Annotated in this window: 16 protein-coding genes; 8 read left to right on the top strand and 8 right to left on the bottom strand. The window is 48.5% G+C overall.

Going from position 1 to position 20710, the window contains the following annotated elements; all coding sequences use genetic code 11:
- Positions 1 to 24: 24 nt before the first annotated feature.
- Positions 25 to 1110, top strand: a complete 1086-nt coding sequence (phnW, locus tag QVP94_RS07810) for a 2-aminoethylphosphonate--pyruvate transaminase (RefSeq protein ID WP_005860653.1) — start codon at positions 25 to 27, stop codon at positions 1108 to 1110.
- On the opposite strand, the gene QVP94_RS07805 is transcribed toward phnW, so the two are convergent.
- Genes QVP94_RS07805 through dapB form a run of 4 tightly spaced genes read right to left on the bottom strand, consistent with a single transcriptional unit; the run spans position 1094 to position 4736 of the window.
- Positions 1094 to 1723: a WbqC family protein gene (locus QVP94_RS07805; RefSeq protein ID WP_008774292.1), complete on the bottom strand. Its 630-nt coding sequence runs from the start codon at positions 1721 to 1723 to the stop codon at positions 1094 to 1096. The genes phnW and QVP94_RS07805 overlap by 17 nt on opposite strands.
- 2 nt (positions 1724 to 1725) lie before the next feature.
- On the bottom strand, positions 1726 to 2586 hold the full coding sequence (gene lepB / locus QVP94_RS07800) for a signal peptidase I (protein WP_022192322.1): 861 nt from the start codon (positions 2584 to 2586) through the stop codon (positions 1726 to 1728).
- 19 nt (positions 2587 to 2605) lie between these two features.
- Positions 2606 to 4003 carry a S26 family signal peptidase gene (locus QVP94_RS07795; protein ID WP_022192321.1) on the bottom strand — a complete coding sequence of 466 codons (1398 nt, stop codon included), beginning with the start codon at positions 4001 to 4003 and terminating at the stop codon, positions 2606 to 2608.
- A gap of 16 nt (positions 4004 to 4019) precedes the next feature.
- On the bottom strand, positions 4020 to 4736 hold the full coding sequence (gene dapB, locus QVP94_RS07790) for a 4-hydroxy-tetrahydrodipicolinate reductase (RefSeq protein WP_005863996.1): 717 nt from the start codon (positions 4734 to 4736) through the stop codon (positions 4020 to 4022).
- Between the two features lie 76 nt (positions 4737 to 4812).
- On the opposite strand from dapB, the gene QVP94_RS07785 reads away from it, so the two are divergent.
- Positions 4813 to 6093 carry a DUF2851 family protein gene (locus QVP94_RS07785; protein WP_022192320.1) on the top strand — a complete coding sequence of 427 codons (1281 nt, stop codon included), beginning with the start codon at positions 4813 to 4815 and terminating at the stop codon, positions 6091 to 6093.
- A 139-nt stretch (positions 6094 to 6232) separates the two neighbouring features.
- On the opposite strand, the gene QVP94_RS07780 is transcribed toward QVP94_RS07785, so the two are convergent.
- Positions 6233 to 6985: a M15 family metallopeptidase gene (locus tag QVP94_RS07780; protein ID WP_022192319.1), complete on the bottom strand. Its 753-nt coding sequence runs from the start codon at positions 6983 to 6985 to the stop codon at positions 6233 to 6235.
- An 844-nt stretch (positions 6986 to 7829) separates the two neighbouring features.
- On the opposite strand from QVP94_RS07780, the gene QVP94_RS07775 reads away from it, so the two are divergent.
- Complete coding sequence (locus QVP94_RS07775; protein WP_022192318.1) at positions 7830 to 9743, top strand: Ig-like domain-containing protein; 1914 nt, start codon at positions 7830 to 7832, stop codon at positions 9741 to 9743.
- Positions 9685 to 10551 carry a DUF3108 domain-containing protein gene (locus QVP94_RS07770; RefSeq protein ID WP_005860674.1) on the top strand — a complete coding sequence of 289 codons (867 nt, stop codon included), beginning with the start codon at positions 9685 to 9687 and terminating at the stop codon, positions 10549 to 10551. Before QVP94_RS07775 ends, QVP94_RS07770 begins: the two co-directional genes overlap by 59 nt.
- 80 nt (positions 10552 to 10631) lie before the next feature.
- Here the strand turns inward: QVP94_RS07770 and QVP94_RS07765 are convergent, their stop codons facing one another.
- The 3 genes from QVP94_RS07765 to QVP94_RS07755 all read right to left on the bottom strand — a co-directional run bounded on the left by QVP94_RS07765 (position 10632) and on the right by QVP94_RS07755 (position 14997).
- On the bottom strand, positions 10632 to 11039 hold the full coding sequence (locus tag QVP94_RS07765) for a PaaI family thioesterase (protein WP_005860676.1): 408 nt from the start codon (positions 11037 to 11039) through the stop codon (positions 10632 to 10634).
- A gap of 25 nt (positions 11040 to 11064) precedes the next feature.
- Entirely contained in the window at positions 11065 to 12540 is a 1476-nt protein-coding gene (gene cysS / locus QVP94_RS07760) for a cysteine--tRNA ligase (RefSeq protein WP_022192317.1), read from the bottom strand.
- Between the two features lie 90 nt (positions 12541 to 12630).
- Entirely contained in the window at positions 12631 to 14997 is a 2367-nt protein-coding gene (locus tag QVP94_RS07755) for an ABC transporter permease (protein WP_022192316.1), read from the bottom strand.
- Between the two features lie 195 nt (positions 14998 to 15192).
- On the opposite strand from QVP94_RS07755, the gene QVP94_RS07750 reads away from it, so the two are divergent.
- The 4 genes from QVP94_RS07750 to QVP94_RS07735 all read left to right on the top strand — a co-directional run bounded on the left by QVP94_RS07750 (position 15193) and on the right by QVP94_RS07735 (position 20690).
- Positions 15193 to 16560, top strand: a complete 1368-nt coding sequence (locus tag QVP94_RS07750; RefSeq protein ID WP_057319900.1) for a sigma-54-dependent transcriptional regulator — start codon at positions 15193 to 15195, stop codon at positions 16558 to 16560.
- Positions 16557 to 17825 (top strand): sensor histidine kinase, encoded by a 1269-nt coding sequence (locus QVP94_RS07745; protein ID WP_022192314.1) that lies wholly within the window; start codon positions 16557 to 16559, stop codon positions 17823 to 17825. Before QVP94_RS07750 ends, QVP94_RS07745 begins: the two co-directional genes overlap by 4 nt.
- 251 nt (positions 17826 to 18076) lie before the next feature.
- A complete protein-coding gene (locus tag QVP94_RS07740; RefSeq protein WP_022192313.1) occupies positions 18077 to 19915 on the top strand; it encodes a right-handed parallel beta-helix repeat-containing protein in 1839 nt (612 codons plus the stop codon).
- A complete protein-coding gene (locus QVP94_RS07735; RefSeq protein ID WP_022192312.1) occupies positions 19905 to 20690 on the top strand; it encodes a phosphatase PAP2 family protein in 786 nt (261 codons plus the stop codon). The genes QVP94_RS07740 and QVP94_RS07735 overlap by 11 nt, the downstream gene beginning before the upstream one ends.
- Positions 20691 to 20710: the final 20 nt, after the last annotated feature.

Below are 20710 nucleotides of genomic sequence, written 5' to 3'. Positions count from 1 at the left end.
AACCGAATAGAATAAAACAATCATATGAGAAACTATTTATTATTGACACCGGGTCCGTTGAGTACGTCGCAGACGGTACGTGAGGCCATGCTTCAGGATTGGTGTACGTGGGATAAGGATTATAACGAGGGTATCGTTACCCCGATCCGTAAAGGCTTGCTGGCGATAGCGGGACTGGACGGGGATGCGTACACCAGTGTCCTGCTGCAAGGTAGCGGAACGTATTGTGTGGAGGCTACGATCGGGGCCACCGTGCGTCCGGAGGATAAATTGTTGATCCTCGCTAATGGCGCTTATGGCAAACGTATGGCGCAGATCGCCGATTATTATCATATCAATTACGTACTGGTCTCTTTGCATGAGACGGAACTGGTAACCGGCGAGGTAGCCCGACGTGCCTTGGAGGAGCATCCCGGTATCACGCATCTCTCAATGGTACATAGCGAGACCACGACCGGTTTGTTGAATCCGATTGAGGAGGTAGCCGAGGTGATCAAGGGCCGGGGGATTACCTTTATCGTGGATGCGATGAGCAGCTTTGGCGGTGTCCCTATCGACGTGAAAGGTTTAGGTATCGACTTCTTGGTCAGTAGTGCGAACAAATGTATTCAAGGAGTTCCCGGCTTCGGCTTTATCCTCGCCCAAAAAGATAAATTGATGGCGACGAAGGGGAATGCCCGCTCGCTTTCCTTAGATATCTATGCCCAGTGGGAAGCGATGGAGAAAGGGGGAGGCAAATGGCGTTTCACGTCTCCGACGCACGTGGTTCACGCTTTCTACCAAGCGATGAAGGAATTGAACGAGGAAGGCGGTATCACGGCTCGTTATAAGAGATATCAAGAGAATCACCGAGTATTGGTGGAAGGTATGCGTGGATTGGGCTTTAAGACGTTACTGTCCGATAACGCGCAAGGACCTATTATCACTTCGTTCTTATATCCCTCTGCGGATTTCGATTTCGCCTCGTTCTACGTGCGGCTAAAGGAGAAAGGCTTCGTGATCTATCCGGGTAAGATCTCGGATGCGGATACATTCCGTATCGGTAATATCGGAGATATCTTCCCGAAAGATATGGAAGCCTTGATACAAGCGATTAAAGAGATCCGGTAATCGATGCCCGTAACGTAACGAGTCCTTCGGGGCCCATATTGAACAGCAAATCAGCAATACTCAGATTGGGGAGGAATCCGAATTTCTCCCGGAATACTTGATAATAAGGTTCCGGGCGGAAGGCGGGATCTTCCCCTTCGTGTTTCGGGCGGATCGTTTCCCGGAAATCGTTGGCTACCTCCGGTTCATAATGCTCGGTGTAGACGACTGCGGGTTGCATATCCAACAGGTCACAGACTAGACGGCGCAGTTCCTCGTTGAAGTCGAGGAGGAACTCGTATTTCTTTTCGTAGAAAGGAGCGAAGTCATCGGCATAATACTCGAAAAACGGACTCATATTGTAGGCCGATACCAAAGCGTTCCAGTGTAGGTGCCGCCAGTTTCCGTGGTCGGAGATACGGATGTCCTTGGTCTGGCATTTCAAGGTATCCGGCTTGACGATGGGGATGGATAGGGAGAGTGGGCCGTTCGCGGCGGCGATGGAACAACGGTTACGATAGGTTTGCTTCACGTAATTCTCGGCGGTCTCGATACGGACCTCCGGGTATTGGAGCATCTTACAATATTGTTGTATGGGGCCTAGATAGGCGGTCGCTATATATACAGGTCGCATGATTAATGAACGGGTTTAAAGATTCGTTGTTTGTCGGGGCTGTACCAGCAGAGCCAAGCGTTGCCGACGATATGGTCGGCCGGTATGAAACCGAGATGGCGGGAATCTACCGCCTCGTTGGTATTATCGGACAGTACCCAATAGTAGTCTTGTCGGAAAAAGAAGAAATTAGTCTCCCGCCCATCCAGATATAACTTTCCGTCACGGAAGGAAGCCTTGCCATCCGTCTCCCGCAGGATGATCTCCTTGCAGGCAGTGAGCGAGGCGGCGTCCAGCGGGTAAGCCCGGTCTTTCCGGGGGACGATCAACATGTATTCTTGCATTTGTTCCCCGATAAAATGACGGTTTATGGCGTCGGGCAATTCCTCCCTCAATTGATATTCCTCGAAAGCCGTGAGGCTGAGCATACAGCCGAAACTTTCCTGCCTGAAATCCCTAAGTGGGATGTCCAACTTCTCTAACGTCTCCAAGAACGTCTCCTTGGCGCTCAGTGTTATGAAATAGGAACAGAGGGAGCGGGGAGAGCGGGGGATTTTCTGCCCGTTTATCGTATATCCGTCCATGCTGACCCGGATCGTATCGCCCGGCATACCGATGCAGCGGCTGATGAATAAGGGAGCATCCGCTGAATCTCGAGAGAGCGGGCTGGTAAAAAGCACGACCTTGCCCCGGACGGGCTTATTCTTCCCCGGTATTTTATTGACTAGGATATAATCCCCTTTATGCAAAGCCTCTTCCATAGAGTCCGTGGAGATGCGATAGGACTCTATGCAGAAAAGGCGTATGAGCATGACGATCCCCGAGGCTAGTGCGAAAGCTGCCAGCCATTTCATGAGAACTATCAGGAATCGTTGGATTGTCATAATACGAAGTTTTCACCTCTTAATCCGGATGAACCCAACGGAACAGGCGGTTCCAACGGATACCACCGTCGAACAGACTGCGATCCTTGTCCAAGGATAGCCAAACCAAGATCGGCTTGCCGACAATGTGATCCTCGGGTACGAAACCCCATGAGCGGCTATCTGCGCTATTATGGCGGTTATCGCCCATCATCCAGTAATAATCGTATTTAAACGTATAGGAAGTCTCGGGCTTGCCGTTGATGTAGACCTTGCCGTCCTTCACTTCCAAGGTGTTGTTCTCGTAATTCTTGATACAACGGCTGTACAACGCCAGATTACGTTCGTCCAACGGGATGGTAGCCCCTTTCTTCGGGATCCAAAGCGGCCCGAAGTTATCACGGGTCCAGCCAGTATTGTATCCGACCGGATAGGTAGGGCCGCCCAACGTCTCCGGCTCGATGATAACCTTCTTCACGGTAGGTAACTTCTCCGCTATCGCCAAGGCCTTTTTCGTGAGTGGCAGGCGATATACCGGGTTGTACTGTCCGTTCGCGTTAGGCGTAAAGCCTAGGTATGACAATAGGTTCTGGTAATAACCGCCGCTGGAGGCCAGCATACGGTCATCCTTGCTTACGTCCATTAGGCGGAATTGCTCCTCTGTGATCGGGGAACCGTCTGTTTCGATGAAGTAGTTGAACTGCATATCTTTCGGGTTCTCGGCGGGTTTACCGTCTATGTACACTTGGTTGTCTATGAGTTGGAGCGTATCACCCGGCATACCGATACAACGCTTCACGTAATTCTCCCGTTTGTCGACCGGGCGGTACATTACCTCGCCGAACGTGGCCTTATCCAATAAGATACGTTCCCGTCCGTACTCCTCGACCAAGGAGTAGTAATCTGGGTTTTGCACTTTCACGGCGATCGTGTCGCCCGCGGGGAAGTTGAACACTACGATATCATTACGTTTCACGTGGCCCAAACCTTTCACCCGTTTGTAGCCCCATTCCGGCCAATCCAGATACGATTTGCTGTTTAAGATCGGCAACGTATTTTGTACCAACGGGAAGGAGATCGGAGTGTTCGGAACGCGAGGGCCGTAACTTAATTTGCTGACGAACAGGTAATCTCCTACCAGCAAGGATTTTTCTAGGGAAGAACTCGGTATCTGATAGTTCTGGAAGACGAACAAATTGATGAAATAAACGGCTACCAGTGCGAATACGATATCGTCCACCCATTCCAATACGTTGCGTACCGCCGGGTTCTTAGACCGTTTCCAAGCTCCCCAAGGGATGTAGTGCGTCAAGAATATATCGACTAGGACGATTAATCCCAGCAGTAACCATAAGTTTTGCATCCAGATAGCGAACAACGTGTATAATACGGCCGCTATACTAAACTTGATCCATTGTTTTTTCGTGAACTTCTTCATCTTTTAGCTAATACGTTTAGAATTTGAATAAGTCATTCATGCCTAGGAAACCTTTCTTTCCGGCGGTAAACTCTGCCGCTATTACGGCGCCTAGCGCAAATCCGGCACGGCTCTTGGCATCATGCTTGATACTGATCGTATCTACGTCCGACTCATACGTGATCTCGTGGATACCCGGAACCTCACCCTCACGGATGGCGTGGATCGGCAGGTCGGTCGCGTTCTCGGCGTTCTCTAAGGTCCAGCGGTCTTTACGATCGATGTTTTCCAAGATACCTTCGGCCAACGTGATAGCCGTTCCACTGGGTGCGTCCAGCTTGTGGATATGGTGGACTTCTGTCATTTTAACGTCGTAGGAGGGGAAGTTGTTCATGATTTTCGCCAGATACTTATTCATGGCGAAGAAGATATTTACGCCGATGCTGAAGTTGGAGGCGTAGAAGAAGGTTTTGCCCTCTTTCTCGCATTTCTCCTTGATCTCGCCGATACGGTCCAGCCATCCGGTAGTACCCGATACGACCGGCACGCCTACCTCGAAACATTTCATATAGTTATTGAAAGCGGTAGCCGGGGTAGTAAACTCAATTGCCGCATCGGCGCTCTTGAACGCTTCTGAATATATATCCTCAGCGTTATTGATATCTATGATGGAAACAATTTGATGTCCTCTCTGGATGGCGATCTGTTCGATCGTTTTGCCCATTTTCCCGTAACCTATAAGTGCAATTTTCATACTTTAATTCAATTAATGTCGCAAATATACAGAAAATGAATTACATTTGAATCCAAAATCTTAACTCTGAAAGAATATGGAACGTTTATTACACTATGTTTGGAAATACAAACTCTACGCAAGTACTCCATTGACTACCACCGAGGGGCTTCCTATCACTGTTATCGATCCCGGAATACAAAACACCGACGCCGGTCCCGACTTCTTCAACGCCAAGATAAAGATTGACGGCACGGTATGGGCCGGAAGCGTGGAGATCCACGAAAAAGCTTCCGATTGGTTGCTGCATCATCATGATTCAGATAAGGCATATGACTCCGTTATCTTGCATGTAACAGGTGTGAATGACGCATCCATCTGCCGGATGAACGGTGAGCCAATTCCTCAATTGATATTACCCGTTCCGGAACCTGTCCGGAAAAATATCGATTGGTTATTGGTAAGAGAGGTGCCCGTCCCCTGTCTTGAGCGGATTCAAGATGTGGACTCCGTGCATCTGGCCTCATGGATGGATACCTTGCTCAGTGAGCGGCTGGAACGAAAGACAGAGGATATATACCGTCTGCTGGATCAGTACCAAGAGGATTGGAACGAGGTGTTCTATATCCTATTAACCCGTAGTTTCGGCTTTGGCGTGAATAGCGACGCTTTCGAGTGGTTGGCGAAAAGCCTCCCCCTGCGATATATCCAAAAGCAAAGGGCTAGCGAGTCGCAAGTAGAGGCGATGCTTTTCGGACAAGCGGGTATGCTCTCGGAAGAGGGCTCCTGCCATTACTACCGTCTGCTGAGGCGGGAATATGAGTTTCTCCGCCATAAGTTCGGGCTCAAGCCTTTGGATGACTCCTTGTTCAAAAGCCTCCGTATCCGTCCGACCAACTTCCCGCATGTGAAGTTGGCGCAACTGGCCGCTATCTGGCATCGGTACGATACGTTATTCTCGATGATCCTGTCCGCTTCTTCTCCTAAAGAGATCAAGGATTATTTCCGTATCCAACCCTCGGATTATTGGAAGAATCATTATCATTTCCAATACGCCTCGGTGGAAAAAGATAAAATGATCGGGGAGAATGCCTTGAATATCCTGTTAATAAATACGGTAGTCCCTCTGTTATTCGCTTACGGCGGTCGAAATAAACTTCCTGAGTATTGCCTGCGTGCGACCCGCCTCTTGGAGAGTATCCCGCCGGAACGCAATCATATCGTAACCGCTTTCGCTCGATCCGGTATCGAAGTCCATAACGCTGGTGATACGCAATCACTCATCCAGTTAAAACGAGAATATTGCGAGAAGCGAAAGTGTTTGTATTGCCGGATTGGGTTCAGGTTGCTAAAACGAAGTGTTAATCCTCCTCGGTAAAAGGAGCTCTGTAACCAGCTTAGGAAAAACACGTACATGTTTTTGGGAAAAGTCGTACGTGTTTTCCAAAAAACATGTACGTGTTTTCGAGGAAATAAGCTGATGATAGCCAAAGATAAAACTAATAATCGAAATGTGTTCATAATGATAGGTTTATCTCAAAATGCTGATAATCCTTCAATGAAGTCCAATCACCGCCCCATTCAAATCCGGCCTCAGTGAAGAGTTTGTACGCCAAATCATCGTGGTCTATTTTATACGGGATGTCGGTTCTACTCTCGCGGTCGAAAGCATACGGTTCGGCAGTGGCAGGCTCGATGTGCCAAGTGCCGTCGTCTTTTCGCTTGACGTATGGGTTGTAAAGCGCGTTGATATCGATGGCAAGCCCAAGGCCATGTTTGGATATTTTTGTAGTCGAACCCGTCATGAAGCGGAAATTGAACGAGGAGGAGTTGTTGGCGCGCATCGCCGCCTCATCATCGGCACCATAATTATCAATCAATGCCATCCTCTCAATCCGGTAATCCGCTTCATAGAGCCGGCGGAATATCCCCAGTACTTTATCTGCGATAGCGGCGTTTACCACCATCTCGCCGCGCTGTGGCAATCCATCGGCATTGCGATGCAACATTTTCAGGTAACGGAGGTCGGATCTGTCCAAGGGACAATCCTCCTTCCACGATTTCAGCCACATGCGGTCGAAAACGTCATCGCTGATTTCCTCTGATTTGAACCAAGCATCCAAGCCGGTCCGGTCTATTTCAGATTTATCGACAATCGTTTCCGCTTTCCATTCGGTAAAATGAGCGGGCATGGGTTCATCACCCGAGCAAAACGAAAAAGCAGCCAGTTGTAGGAAGCAAAACGCAAAGCCTATCAGAAAACGTTTCATTGATACATCTTTTTATTAGAATTTTTCGAATATATATATGCGAAACAAATGTAGTATAAAGTTTATGAAAAGAGGAGAACTTCAGACAGGTAAGTGTCCATAGAAATCACTTTTAGTGTCCGCGGGAATCACCTTTTTGTTCCTTTTCCTTTAGTTATCAAATGCTTATGATCTTATGGGGGTCGCTATGGTTTTCCTTTATAGTATGTGCGTTAGGAGCTTTGCGTTTGTTTTATCCGGTTGTGCTTTTGTAAGGAATAAGTTAGGTATGGCTGTCTTCTTGTCGAAAAGAGGCTGCTTATCGTGACAAGTGATGTGAACGAAAAGGACGAATTAGGAGCGTGAAGTGGTGAAAATAAGGCTAGGGAACCGGAAATAGGGCTGTTTTTATGCGAAAGTAATGGAAAAAGGATACGCAAGTACTGCCGATTGGATGCGCAAGTACTGCCGTTGGGCATCGGAAGTAGCTGTGAACTGGATCGGAAGTAAGTGCGAATGGGCATTCAAGTAGGTTCATGAACCGGTTGGGGTGGTATCGGACTTCTATTTTGGCTCTTTTGGGGTGAATTACGGTGAATGGTTTCGCTAGAATAAAAGGTCGTTTTTCGGCATCTATCTATGAGCTAGCGTATTGCTAATTTATTTTCTCGTATTTGAGAGCGAACCGTACTTTAGTCCGAAATATGCGACTTTCCGGAGGGTAAGATGACAAATTGTCAAAATGTCAATCGATGAATCAAACGGAACCTTGTCCTTTGTAAAGATAGATTAATTAGCGTATATATCCTTATCGTTCACAGGATTTTTCCCTATTTTTGTCCCTCAATTGAAATATGAAGATTGAATGGAAGATAAATACGTAAGAAATAGTTTACGGTTCTTTATAGGAGTACTTTTGTTGGCCGTGCTGTACTCGTGCGCGAATATAGCCTCGCCGAACGGGGGGCCTTATGATGAGGCCCCGCCTAAGTTCGTAAGCAGTACGCCGTTGCCTAACCAGATAAACTATAAGGGAAAGAAGGTGGAGATTATTTTTGATGAGTTGATCCAGATCGATAAGCCTACCGAGAACGTGATCATCACTCCACCCCAAATGGAGCAACCCGTTATCCGGGCGAACGGCCGGAAGGCGGTCATCGAGCTGATGGATACGTTGAAGGAGAATACGACCTATACGATAGACTTTACCAATTCGATCTCCGATAATAATGAGAAGAATGTATTGGAGAATTATTCCTTCGCGTTCTCTACCGGCGAATCCATCGACAGTATGGAGGTGTCCGGAGTCTTGCTGAACGCCGAGAATCTGGAGCCTATGCCGGGTATTACGATCGGTGTGCATACGAATCTGGAGGATTCCGCCTTTACGACGATCCCATTTGTCCGTACTTCCCGTACGAACGACAAGGGAGAGTTTACGATTCGTAATATGGCCCCGGGGACCTATCGGATCTATGCCTTGGAGGATGTGATGCGCTCCTATAAGTACAGTCAGCCCGGGCAGCAGATCGCTTTTTACGATTCCTTGATCGTCCCCGCGTTCGAGTTGACGACCCGTCAGGATACGATTTGGAAAGATAGCTTGACGATCGATACGGTGATGACAGTCGGTTATACCCATTTTATGCCGGACAATATCGAGTTGCGCCTGTTTAAGGAGAAAGTAGAGCGTCAATATATGTTGAAGCCGGAGCGTACGGATGAGAAAATACTAACCTTGCGTTTCAATACCTCCTTGGATACTATTCCGGTACCGGTTCCTTTGAATTTCACCCCGGCGGATAGCAATTGGTATTTCTTGCAGACAGCGGAGGAAGGAAAAGCCGTGCATTACTGGTTGACCGATTCTTTGATCTGGAAGCAAGATACGCTACAAGTGGAGGTGAATTACCTGAAAAGCGATTCCATGAATATACTTCGTCCGCAGACCGATACGGTACAATTTACCATGCGTCGCCGTCCTGTGGAGAAGAAGAAAAAGAAAAAAGACGATGAGCCGGAACCCATCGAGTTTCTGGGAATGAACGTAAACGCTTCCGGTTCGATCAACCTGTATGATACGGTCGCTGTTACGTTTAGCGAACCGGTAGCGGGGTTAACGAAAGATCATTTCTATCTGGATCAGAAAGTGGATACGCTTTGGGAAGCCGTAGACTTCGATTTCTTTCCGGATACGACGAACTCTTTGAACTTCTTCATCAAGCGCCCGTGGAAGTATGGAGAGGAATACCGTTTGGAAGTAGACTCCGCCACGATATTCAGTGCCTATGGTAAATGGAACGATGTGTATAGCGGGGAATTCAAGATCAAGAAGGAAGATGAGTACGGGCATTTATATATCAATATTGAGGGAGCGGATACCACCGCTTTCGTGGAATTATTGAATAGCAGCGACCAGCCGATCCGTAAGGTGAAGGTAAAAGATGGCGGCGTGCTTTTCATGGACTTGAAACCGGATAAATATTATGCCCGTTTAGTATTAGACGTGAATGATAACGGTGTCTGGGATACCGGTAATTACGCCGATAAACGGCAGCCGGAACTTGTCTTCTATTGCCCGAAGATATTCAATATCATGCAGAATTGGCAAGTGGAGGAGACTTGGAATATCAAGGCTACACCGATGAAACGGCAGAAACCGATCGATATCACGAAGAATAAACCGAAAGAGCTAACGAAAAAGAAAAGAGATTACAAAAATGAGGGAACACAGTCTTCGTCCAATAGGAACAGCGGTGTGGGCGGCTTGCGCTTCTAAACTGTATATATGCGTTTTCTTTTTGTGTGTAGCGAGTCTTACGTCTTTGCGGGCACAAACGTTGCCGTTATCCCATGGGGAACGGGTGGATTACGATCTTTATTTCAAATGGGGGCTGATTATGTCGAAGGCCGGATTGGCTACCCTTTCCGTGAAAGAATCGGAATACCAAGGAGCGCCGTCATGGCATTATAACCTGTTGTTCCGCTCTGCCGGCGTGATCGAGAAAGTCTTCAGGATGCGTGATACGATGGATTGCCATTACTCAAAGGAGCCTCGGCTCTTGTTCAGCTCGAAGCGCACGAACGAGGGAGACTACTATCTGGTGGATAATCTCCAGTTTGAGTATCAAGGAAGCGGTAGGATCGATATCCACTCGCATCGCCATACATTAAAGGAGACGAAGATCGACACGATGCTAATGGCGAAAGGGCGTGTATTCGATATGCTGGGAGCTACGATGTATCTCCGTTCGCTGGATTGGCGGACGATGAGTTACGGGGCGGAGTTCCCTTTCATGATCGCTATCGGCCGGGAGCTCGTGAACGCTCGTTTCCGCTATACGGGACAACAGATCGTCGAGCATAAGGAGGCGAAATTCCGTACTCGTCATTTCTATATCGATATCTACGATGAGGCATTTTCCCAAGCCAAGGAAGCGGCGGAGGTTTGGATCGGTGATGACGAGAACCATATCCCGGTAAAGATCCGGGCGAAACTGAAGATCGGGGCGGCGGAGGTCTATTATAAAGACTCCTATAACCTGCGTGCCCCGCTTACTTGCCGTATCGTGGTGCAGAAGAAATGAAAGCTTTTTAGATAGGCTTGTGTTTCTCGCACCCAGCTCATCACGGAGCTGGGGCGAGAGCTTTTTATAGAATTTCTTTTTTAAACCAACGGAGTGAAGGGTAATTCCGTGTCTTTGCGGTAACCTGTACCATTAAAAGTCGCGATTAATTCTTCGGCTTCATTGGTGATACGGACTTCGCAATTCGCCAGTCTCTTATGGCTGAACGCTTCTTTCGCTTCCGCATATAAGTATCCCTTACTCTCCGCCTTAAAGAAATTGATGTTTGAGGTAATGGATAATGTCAGGCGTGCGTGGCTATTAGTCGCCGCGGCGAAAGCCAGATCCGCCAACGTGAAGATCGCCCCACCTTGACATACGCCTCCACCATTTAAATGTTCGGGCTTGATGAGCATACGCGCCTTGGCGTAACCGTTGCCCGTTTCTAATAATTCAACGCCCGCAAGCAAGGCGAATTTATCGCCTTGAAGAAATTCATGGATTGTCATAACCTCTTACTATTCGCTTGGTGGATTATTTGCTTAGTTTCCATTCCGCACCATCCTTGGTATCCTTTATCTCGAATCCCATCGCGGTTAATTCGTTACGGATCTTGTCGGAGGTAGCCCAGTCTTTATTCGCCTTGGCTTGCTGGCGGATGGATAATAATAAGTCTACGGCCTTGCCAAAAGTCTCATAGCTGTTACCACCGGCGGAAGCCTCGTCTTTCATACCTAGGATGTCGAACAAGAACAAGTGGAATACCTCTTGTAATTCTTTCAGGTCCTCCTCGGTTATGGTAGCCTTGCCGTCTTTTATCGAATTGATCGCACGGGCGGCATCGAATAGATGAGAAATCACGATCGGTGAGTTCAAATCGTCATTCATGGCCTCGAAACATTTCTCACGAAGACCTCTCGTGTCTACAGTAGAGGTAGCGGACGGTTTCAACTTCATCAAATGTCCGTATGCCTCCATCAAGCGTGACAAGCCCTTCTCGGCAGCTTGCAAAGCCTCATTGCTGAAATCAACCGTGCTGCGGTAATGCGCTTGCAGGATGAAGAAACGGATGGTCATGGCGGAATACGCTTGTTGCAAGGAGGGATGATCACCCGTGAAGAATTGCTCCAGTGTGATGAAATTACCTAATGATTTACCCATCTTCTGCCCGTTGATGGTGATCATATTGTTGTGCATCCAATAATGAACCATGTCATCCCCTTGGGAAGCCACGGCTTGCGCGATCTCGCATTCATGGTGCGGGAAGATCAAGTCCATGCCACCCCCGTGGATGTCGAAATGCTCCCCGAGGTATTTCTTGCCCATAGCGGTACATTCGCAGTGCCAACCGGGGAAGCCGTCGCTCCACGGAGACGGCCAACGCATGATATGCTCCGGCTGGGCGCATTTCCAAAGGGCGAAGTCGATGGTGTTATGCTTCTCGTCCTGCCCGTCCAACGCGCGGGTCGTATTCAACATATCCTCGATATTGCGACCCGAGAGGATGCCGTATTTATGATCTTTATTATATTTCTCTACGTCGAAATAGACGGAGCCTTGACTCTCGTAAGCGTAGCCGTTATCCAGAATCTTCTTGACTAACTCGATTTGTTCGATAATATGTCCGGAAGCGTGCGGCTCGATGCTGGGAGGAAGTACGTTCAGCGCATCCATCGCTTGATGATAACGATTGAGGTAATATTGAACCACTTCCATCGGCTCCAACTGTTCTAGCCGTGCCTTCTTGGCGATCTTATCCTCCCCATCATCGGCGTCGTGCTCCAGATGCCCTACATCCGTTATATTACGTACATAACGCACTTTATATCCTAGGTGGGTAAGGTAACGGAATAGCAAGTCGAACGTGATCGCCGGACGTGCGTGTCCCAAGTGGGCGTCACCATAAACCGTGGGGCCACATACGTACATACCTACATGCGGCTCGTGCAGGGGTATGAATTGCTCCTTCTTTCTCGTAAGCGTGTTGTAAATATTCAATGGATGTTCCATATTCTATTATATATTTAGGAATCGCGAACTTACATAAAATCCTTGGTATTATCAAGCTGATCGTGAATAGTCTGTAGTTTTCATAGGCATTCATTGACTCTTGATGACTTCCGACGGATTCTCATTGGCTGCCTTACATACCTGTTCACGTATCGTACCTAGAACCATGCTGGTAATGGTGATGAATATTCCCACCAACCACCAGATCTGGATTTGGATGCGATAGGCGTAGCCTTGCAACCAGTAGTTCATGACGAGATAGCTGATCGGGAAAGCGATGATTCCGGCGATGACAATTAATCGCATGTATTCCTTGAAGAACAAGAAAATGATCTCGGAGGCTTTCGAGCCTACTACTTTCCGGATAGCGATCTCTTTACGCCGCCGTTTCGTGGAGGCTGTAGCGACGGCGTAGATGCCGAACAAGGAGATTAGCAAACAAGCGAAAGCGAGGAACGAGAATATTTTCAACCCGACTATCTCGGATTGGTTCAGTTGATCGTAAAGCGTTCCGATCGGGGTGATCCGGGTATCCGCTAATGTCGGGTCTATCTTGGGCAGTAGCTCCGTGATATGGTGGGCGATGTTTCCTTCCTCGCCCGGTATGACCCGGATATACAGATTATTCACCAGTCCACCCGAAGGAATGAATAGCATCGGATGAATACTTTCCCGGAAAGATAGCGCATGGAAATCGTTGACGACACCGACGATCTCGTATTCTTTGATCACGCTGAAATCTGACCACCACGGCATACGGATGATGCTGCCGACTGGGTCTTGTAAGCCCATGGCACGAACCGCCGACTCGTTGAGCACGACACTAAGTTCGTTGCCTTCTGTCCACCACCGGCCCATTAACATCTTTAGGTCGAAGGTCTCACCAAATCGGTGATCGGTTCCATAGAGGTGGAAGTCCACCTTTGTGTCCAGCGGTTTTCCCTCCCATTCCACATTCGTGAAGATCGCCATGGGATCGACATGATGTTGAGGCTTAAAGTTCGTGTCGGTGAAACTTTTGACCTGCGGCAGGGCACTTAACTCTTGCATCAACGTGGATTCTATTTTCCCGGATACGTCTACGAAGCCGGATAGTTGGATAAGGCCTTTTGGATCGAAACCTAAATCTTTTTGATTTACGAATCGCATTTGCTCCATGACAACCAGCGATGCTACGATGAACAGGATACTGATCATCAATTGTAAGGTCACGGCCATGCGGCGTAACAAAAGGGGTTTGACTGTCTCTTTGGGAACGAGCGAGGTGGTTGCCGTATGGCTGAACTGCCCGAAGAATACTAATCCTGCACATTGGAGGATGAGGAATGTACCTATACCTACCCCTGCGAAAAGAAACAGGAACCGGCCCATCTCCAAATCAATCTCCAGCCATCGGGCGAAAAGCGGCTTGACTTGGACTATGAAGATCAAGGCTACCAACAAGGATGCAAGTACGGAACAGCCTAGCTCGACAGACATTTGTTCGATCAATTGCTTTCTCGTTGCGCCGTTGACCGTCCGTAAACGCCATTCCCGCACACGTTGCCGAAAGAGATCCATATAGGAATTCAAGAAATTGAAGAGGGCGGCAAACAATAATAGGGCACCAGATACGACAAACAAGCCGATGAAATTTAAGGTAAAGGGTGTATCTTCATTCAGATGATGCCGGATCTCACGGATGGGGAGTGTTCGCAACTCGATCTCCTTGTTCACCCCAATACGTTCAGGTAGCTCTTTTAGTTGATTGGCAAAGGCTTTTGGGTCTGCGCTTGGATGGAGTTTCACGTATAAGTCCATCACGAAGAAGCTCCATTGTGCCTCTGGAGGTAACTGGGAGAAATGCTGTATCATGTTATGGTTGATGATCGCATCGAACGGTAGATTGGTATGGGTTGGTGGGTCTTTCACCACAGCCGTGACGATGTAGGGAGGTAAGGAGGCTCTCATCAAGGTGTGTATCGGTTGCCCGATCGCCTTTTCCGCGTCGCCAAATAGACGGACCGCCGTACGTTCGCTCAAGATCATGTTGTTTACGATTTGTAGCGGATGATTCATTTCTCCACAAACGAAAGATTGCGGGAATACCTCTAGGAACGTACTGTCTGTATAAAGCATATTCATTTGGATATAAGGAGTCGCTTGGGTACGGCAGTTTTCGGTTGAAAGCATAAGCGTGGTGGAGGCTTCGATAGCTGGGACTTGCTCTCGTAAGCTATTTTCGATACCTTTCGAAGCTCCTTTGTTCACTTTCCCGGATTGTTTCTCGGCGCTATAGACACGGTAGATGGATTCGGAATCCTTGTAGAAAGAATCGTAAGTGGTCTCATGATCCATCCAATAGAGTATGGGCACGAAACAGACGAGGGCGAAAGCCAGCCCTAGGATACTGATGGAGGCGCTGACTTTATACTTCCAGATGTTTTTGAAGGCAATGACACAGTAATGTATTAACATGGCAATTCCGTTTTTTGATGATATCGCTGATGACTCAATTTCGCTGAATCCGGTTCAAATATCATGCCATAAATGTAACGTATTAGAAAATAGAATCATAGAAAAATCTGTATTTCTTCATGTAGTGCGATAGCGTACATTTTTTGTGCGATAATGCACATACAAGCTGTCTTTATTCCCTTTATCTTTGTCCGTATGGAAGAAAAAGGAAAGATATTGATCATCGACGATAATAAGGATGTGTTGTTCGCATTGAACTTACTGTTGGAGCCGTACATGCAAAAGGTGAAGGTAACGACACAACCGGCACGCATCGAGTATTTCATGCGGACGTTCCAACCGGACGTGGTCTTGCTGGATATGAATTTCCATCGGGATGCCGTGAGCGGGCAGGAGGGTTTTGAGTATTTGGGACAAATCTTGGAGATCGATCCGCAGGCGGTCGTGATCTTCATGACGGCCTATTCGGATATAGAGAAAGCGGTCAAGGCCATTAAGGTTGGTGCTACCGATTTCATCTCCAAGCCGTGGGAAACGGAGAAGTTGCTGGCTACCCTCTCGTCGGGCATTCGATTGAGCCATTCCCGTAAGGAGGTCGGACGTTTGCGGGAGCAGATGAAAGCCATGAAGGCGGACGACACATTGCCGGAATTGATCGGTGAGTCGCCAGCGATGCTGAAGGTAAAGGATACGATCTACAAACTCGTGGAGACTGACGCGAATATATTAATTACCGGCGAGAGCGGTACGGGAAAGGATTTGGTGGCTCGTTTGTTGAGGCATTACTCGCCCCGGCGTGACGATGCTTTCGTGACGATCGATTTGGGAAGCATCCCGGAACAATTATTTGAGAGTGAGTTGTTCGGCTATGAGAAAGGAGCCTTCACGGATGCCCGACGGTCTAAGTCGGGACGGATGGAGATGGCCTCCGGTGGTACGCTCTTTCTGGACGAGATCGGTAACCTGTCCTTGCCGATGCAGTCTAAATTGTTGACGGCTATAGAGAAACGTCATATCACCCGTTTGGGAGCGGTGGAACCGATCTCGATCGATGTCCGTTTGATCTGCGCCACCAACGCCAATCTGCGTCAGCTGGTGGGCGAGGGGAGTTTCCGGCAAGACTTGCTCTATCGGATCAATACCATAGAGATAGCCATACCACCGCTGCGTGAGCGGGGAGAGGATATCTTGATGCTGGCCGATCATTTCCAGAGGCTGTATAGCCGGAAATACAAGAAAACGATCAAAGGGTTGAGCCGGGAGGCGGGGAGTAAGCTGATGAAATACCCTTGGCCCGGTAATGTCCGGGAGTTGCAGCATGTTTTGGAGCGAGCCGTGATCTTGAACGAGGGTACGGTGCTGAGACCGGATGATTTCCCTCTCTATACGGCCTCGTACGAGCGAAAGAAGGAACCGGACCCTGATTTGAATCTGGAACAAGCCGAGCGGAAAATCATTGAGCGGGCCTTGCGGCAAAGCAACGGTAATATGAGCTATGCCGCCGAGCTATTGGGTATCACCCGTTTTTCCTTGTATCGTAAAATAGAGAAGTTCGGCTTATGAGATCGTATGCGTTCACGGTCATCTCGCACATCCTAGGCATCGTCTTGTCTACGGGACTCCTGTTCTATTGCGTGCATGAGGAGATTATCTTTTGTCCTACTTTTTGCGGGATCGCGATCTTGTATTTCTCGATTCATCTTTATTTCATACAGATGCGGCAGGTGAAGTATTGGCGTTATGTGGTGGATTGCTTGCGGCAGCAAGACTTGATCCAGATCGTTCGTTCACCTTACGAGGATAAGGTGATGCGGGAGTTGGCGGACGATTTGTCTGCGGCCCTGCGATCCTTGCGTGGCCGATTGATGGACGAGGAGGTGAGGCGGCAGTATTTTGAGAGTCTGTTGAATAAGGTGGACACTGCCGTACTCGTTACTGACAGGGAAGGGGCTATTGAATGGAAGAACCGGGCCGCCGACGCGTTGCTGGATACGAGGTGTCGGTTACCCAATGAGTTCTTGGAGGCTATCAAGGCGGGGAAGACGGTGGTGCGTTACGGAAAACCATCCGTTCCGCAAGATTGGGCGATCGATGCCACTCGTATCGACTTGCGAGGTTGCGAGCGTTGGATCGTCAGCTTGAAGAACATCCATTCTACCTTGGAGCGGAATGAGATGGAGGCTTGGCAGAAATTGATCCGTGTCTTGACGCACGAGATCATGAACTCCATCACACCCGTTATCTCGTTGTCCGAGACCTTGAGCAAACGTTGTAAAGCAGATCCGGATGATGTCCGGAATCGTTCGTATATCCAGCATGGGGTGAATGTCATCCATCGCCGGAGTAAAGGGTTGCTGGATTTCGTTGAGAATTACCGGAGATTGACCCGGATCGCCTCTCCGGTAAAGACCCGTATCTTAGTGAAAGATTTCTTTTCGGATTTAAGGCGTTTGTGCCCTGAGCCTTCTATCCGTTTCCGCTTGCCGGACGAGCCTCTGGAATGGTTCGCAGATCGGGCGCAGATGGAGCAGGTCTTCTTGAACTTACTGAAGAATGCTTGTGAGGCTTGTGCGGAAAAGCCAAACCCCGAGATTATCGTGGCGGCTCAGCGGGAGGGAAACGAACTCGTCTTTACCGTGCGAGACAACGGTATCGGTGTCTTACCCGAGGTTATCGACCGGGTTTTTGTACCTTTCTTCACCACCAAACCCTCCGGCTCGGGTATCGGTTTAAGCATCTGTAAGCAAATAATCACCTTGCATGGCGGCCATATCTCGGTAGAATCCGAGAATGGAAAGGGTAGCTGTTTCTTTTTGTACTTTAATTGATTATCAGCCTATTGCAGTTTTTCTAAATTTCTTATACGGAAAACTTTAGTTTCTTCAAGGAAAAACTTTCGTTTCTATATAGGGAAACAAAAGTTTCTTACTGAGGAAACTTTTGTTTTATTAGGAGAAAACTCAGGCTGCTATTATAGGAGATTCGTGATAGGATTCATGAGACGGAAAGTTGTTGTCTGTTTTTAGTGCGCTTACCCTGTAAAATACATACCTTCGCGGATATATTTAATTGATTTTCTATGAAATGGTATCTATGGGGGGCAGTTGTCCTGCTTTATTCCCTGTTTGGAAGCGCTTGTTCTACGGAACGGAGGTATGATTTGTCGGCTTATGGTTTATCCCCGGTCGAGAATGTGGATAATGCGCCCGCTATGGCGAGGGCATTGGAGCAGATACGGGAGAAATGCGAGGAAAACCAGACCATTGTGGTGACCTTGCCTAAGGGCCGCTATGAGTTTTATCCCGATAGCGCGGCGGAGCGTGTCTATTTCATCTCGAATCATGATCAAATGAATCCGAAGAAAGTAGGTTTGCCTTTCGAGGGGATGAAGAATATGGTGTTCGACGGGCAAGGCTCGGAGTTAATCTTCCACGGCAGGATGTTGCCGGTCTCTTTGCTGGATTCGAGGAATTGTGTCTTGAAGAATTTCAGTATAGACTTCAAGCATCCTCAGATTTCACAGGTAAAAGTGGTGGAGAACGATACGCTGAAAGGCGGGATCACCTTCGAGGTGGCTCCATGGGTACGCTATGAGATACGGGATAGCGTGTTTGTAGCGAAGGGAGAAGGCTGGGAGTTGACTCCCGGTTCCGGTATCGCCTTCGAGGGAGATACACGTCATTTGGTGTATAATACGAGCGATATCCCGGTAGGCGTGCGGAGCTTGATCGAGGTTTCTCCAAGGCTGATAAAGTCTCCCCGTTGGAAAGACAGCCGTTTGGTGCCCGGTACGGTGATCGCCATGCGTTCTTGGGAACGTCCGGCTCCCGGTGTCTTCCTGTATCATGACGTGAATACGACTCTGGAGAATATCAAGGTTCATTATGCCGAGGGAATGGGCCTCTTGGCGCAAGTGAGCGAGAATATCACGCTGGATGGTTTCTCCGTTTGCTTGAAAGGGGCGGACGATCCGCGGTATTTCACGACACAGGCGGACGCTACCCATTTCTCGGCCTGCAAGGGAACGATCATCTCCAAGAATGGCTTGTACGAAGGGATGATGGACGACGCTATCAATGTGCATGGAACTTACCTGAAAGTGGTGAGACGAGTGAATGACTCGACCTTGGTAGGCCGGTATATGCACCCGCAATCGTATGGTTTCGAATGGGGAAGGGTAGGGGATTCCGTGCAGTTCATCCATTCGAGCACCATGGAATTGATAGGGGCGAGAAACCGCATTACCGCTATCAAGGCGGTAGATCAACCGGATTACCGAGGGGCGAAGGAGTTCGAGATCCGGTTTGAGAATACGGTGAATCCTTCGATCCATGAGGGAAGCGGTTTCGGCATAGAGAATCTGGAGTGGACGCCGACGGTCCTATTCTCGGATAACGTGATCCGGAATAACCGTGCCCGTGGTTCCCTGTTCAGCACGCCTCGGCAAACGGTCGTAGAGAATAATGTTTTCGATCATACCTCGGGGACGGCGATCCTGCTGTGCGGTGATTGCAACGGCTGGTTCGAGACCGGCGCTTGCCGGAACGTGTTGATCCGTAAGAATAAGTTCATCAACTCCTTGACGAATATGTTCCAATTTACGAACGCTATTATCTCTATTTATCCCGAAATCCCGGATTTAGCGTCGCAAAGGAAATATTTCCATAGTGATATCGTGATCGATGCGAACGAGTTTATTACGTTCGATAGGCCATTGGTATACGCCAAGTCCGTGGACGGGTTGGTCTTCACGAATAATATTGTCAAACAAAATAAGGAATACCCAGCCTTCCATTGGAATAACCATCGTTTCTATTTCCAGCGGGTGATCCATTCGAAAATAGAGAACAACTATTTTGATGAAGGGTTTATCCGGGAGAGGGATGTCTTAGAGGAAAATAACGGATATGATATATAGGAAATTAATCGTCTTGGCAAGCCTTTTGATAGGCTTCGTAAACATTGCGTTCGCGGGCGTTGGTGATCTCGATACGTTAAACGTACGTTCTCAAGCCCCTGTCAAGGAGAGAATGCCTGTCGTCGCCTATAAGTTTAACCCGAAAAGCTTGATTCTTCCAGCCTCATTGATAACGGTGGGAGCCGTAGGCACGGCGATCGACGGGATGAATGACTTTTACCTGTTTTCCCGGAAAGATTCCGTGAAGCAAATCCATATCGACAATTACTTGGAGTGGGGAATGCTCGGTTGGGTATTTGTCTGCGACCTTATGGGAACAGAGAAGCATAACTGGGTGGACCAACTTTGCTTGGTCGCTTTAGCGGAGGGGATGAACGGATTGATGGTGCATGGGCTGAAGAACTGGGTAAACGAGCCTCGCCCGGACGGGGCGCCTTATTCGTTTCCGTCCGGACATACCTCGAATGCTTTCTTAGGGGCGCATATGGCTTATAAGGAATTTAAGGATAGCTCGCCTATACTCGCTTACTCGGGTTATGCGATAGCGGCGTTCGTGGCGGGTTCCCGCTTATACAATAACAGGCATTGGGTGGCGGATGTAGTAGCCGGTGCGGGTTTCGGGATCTTGTCGGTAGAGTTATCGTATCTGATCTATTTCCCGATTCGTAACGCTATCGCCCGGCGGATCAATCGAAATGTGAAGAACTGCCCGATCGTGGCCGCTCCGGTATTCAGTTCGAATATGGCGGGATTCTATCTGACTTATCAATTTTAATGCGTCTTATGAATAAAGAG

Origin of the sequence: Parabacteroides sp. CAG:2, assembly GCF_000436315.1 — a bacterium.
Lineage (GTDB): Bacteria > Bacteroidota > Bacteroidia > Bacteroidales > Tannerellaceae > Parabacteroides > Parabacteroides distasonis.
The sequence above is the reverse complement of the archived record's forward strand: the minus strand, read 5'-3'. Positions and strand labels throughout refer to the sequence as shown.

Coding starts and splice junctions, on each gene's coding strand:
- phnW (WP_005860653.1), top strand. CDS start 25: ATGAGAAACTATTTATTATTGACACCGGGTCCGTTGAGTACGTCGCAG.
- QVP94_RS07805 (WP_008774292.1), bottom strand. CDS start 1,723: ATGCGACCTGTATATATAGCGACCGCCTATCTAGGCCCCATACAACAA.
- lepB (WP_022192322.1), bottom strand. CDS start 2,586: ATGACAATCCAACGATTCCTGATAGTTCTCATGAAATGGCTGGCAGCT.
- QVP94_RS07795 (WP_022192321.1), bottom strand. CDS start 4,003: ATGAAGAAGTTCACGAAAAAACAATGGATCAAGTTTAGTATAGCGGCC.
- dapB (WP_005863996.1), bottom strand. CDS start 4,736: ATGAAAATTGCACTTATAGGTTACGGGAAAATGGGCAAAACGATCGAA.
- QVP94_RS07785 (WP_022192320.1), top strand. CDS start 4,813: ATGGAACGTTTATTACACTATGTTTGGAAATACAAACTCTACGCAAGT.
- QVP94_RS07780 (WP_022192319.1), bottom strand. CDS start 6,985: ATGAAACGTTTTCTGATAGGCTTTGCGTTTTGCTTCCTACAACTGGCT.
- QVP94_RS07775 (WP_022192318.1), top strand. CDS start 7,830: ATGGAAGATAAATACGTAAGAAATAGTTTACGGTTCTTTATAGGAGTA.
- QVP94_RS07770 (WP_005860674.1), top strand. CDS start 9,685: ATGAGGGAACACAGTCTTCGTCCAATAGGAACAGCGGTGTGGGCGGCT.
- QVP94_RS07765 (WP_005860676.1), bottom strand. CDS start 11,039: ATGACAATCCATGAATTTCTTCAAGGCGATAAATTCGCCTTGCTTGCG.
- cysS (WP_022192317.1), bottom strand. CDS start 12,540: ATGGAACATCCATTGAATATTTACAACACGCTTACGAGAAAGAAGGAG.
- QVP94_RS07755 (WP_022192316.1), bottom strand. CDS start 14,997: ATGTTAATACATTACTGTGTCATTGCCTTCAAAAACATCTGGAAGTAT.
- QVP94_RS07750 (WP_057319900.1), top strand. CDS start 15,193: ATGGAAGAAAAAGGAAAGATATTGATCATCGACGATAATAAGGATGTG.
- QVP94_RS07745 (WP_022192314.1), top strand. CDS start 16,557: ATGAGATCGTATGCGTTCACGGTCATCTCGCACATCCTAGGCATCGTC.
- QVP94_RS07740 (WP_022192313.1), top strand. CDS start 18,077: ATGAAATGGTATCTATGGGGGGCAGTTGTCCTGCTTTATTCCCTGTTT.
- QVP94_RS07735 (WP_022192312.1), top strand. CDS start 19,905: ATGATATATAGGAAATTAATCGTCTTGGCAAGCCTTTTGATAGGCTTC.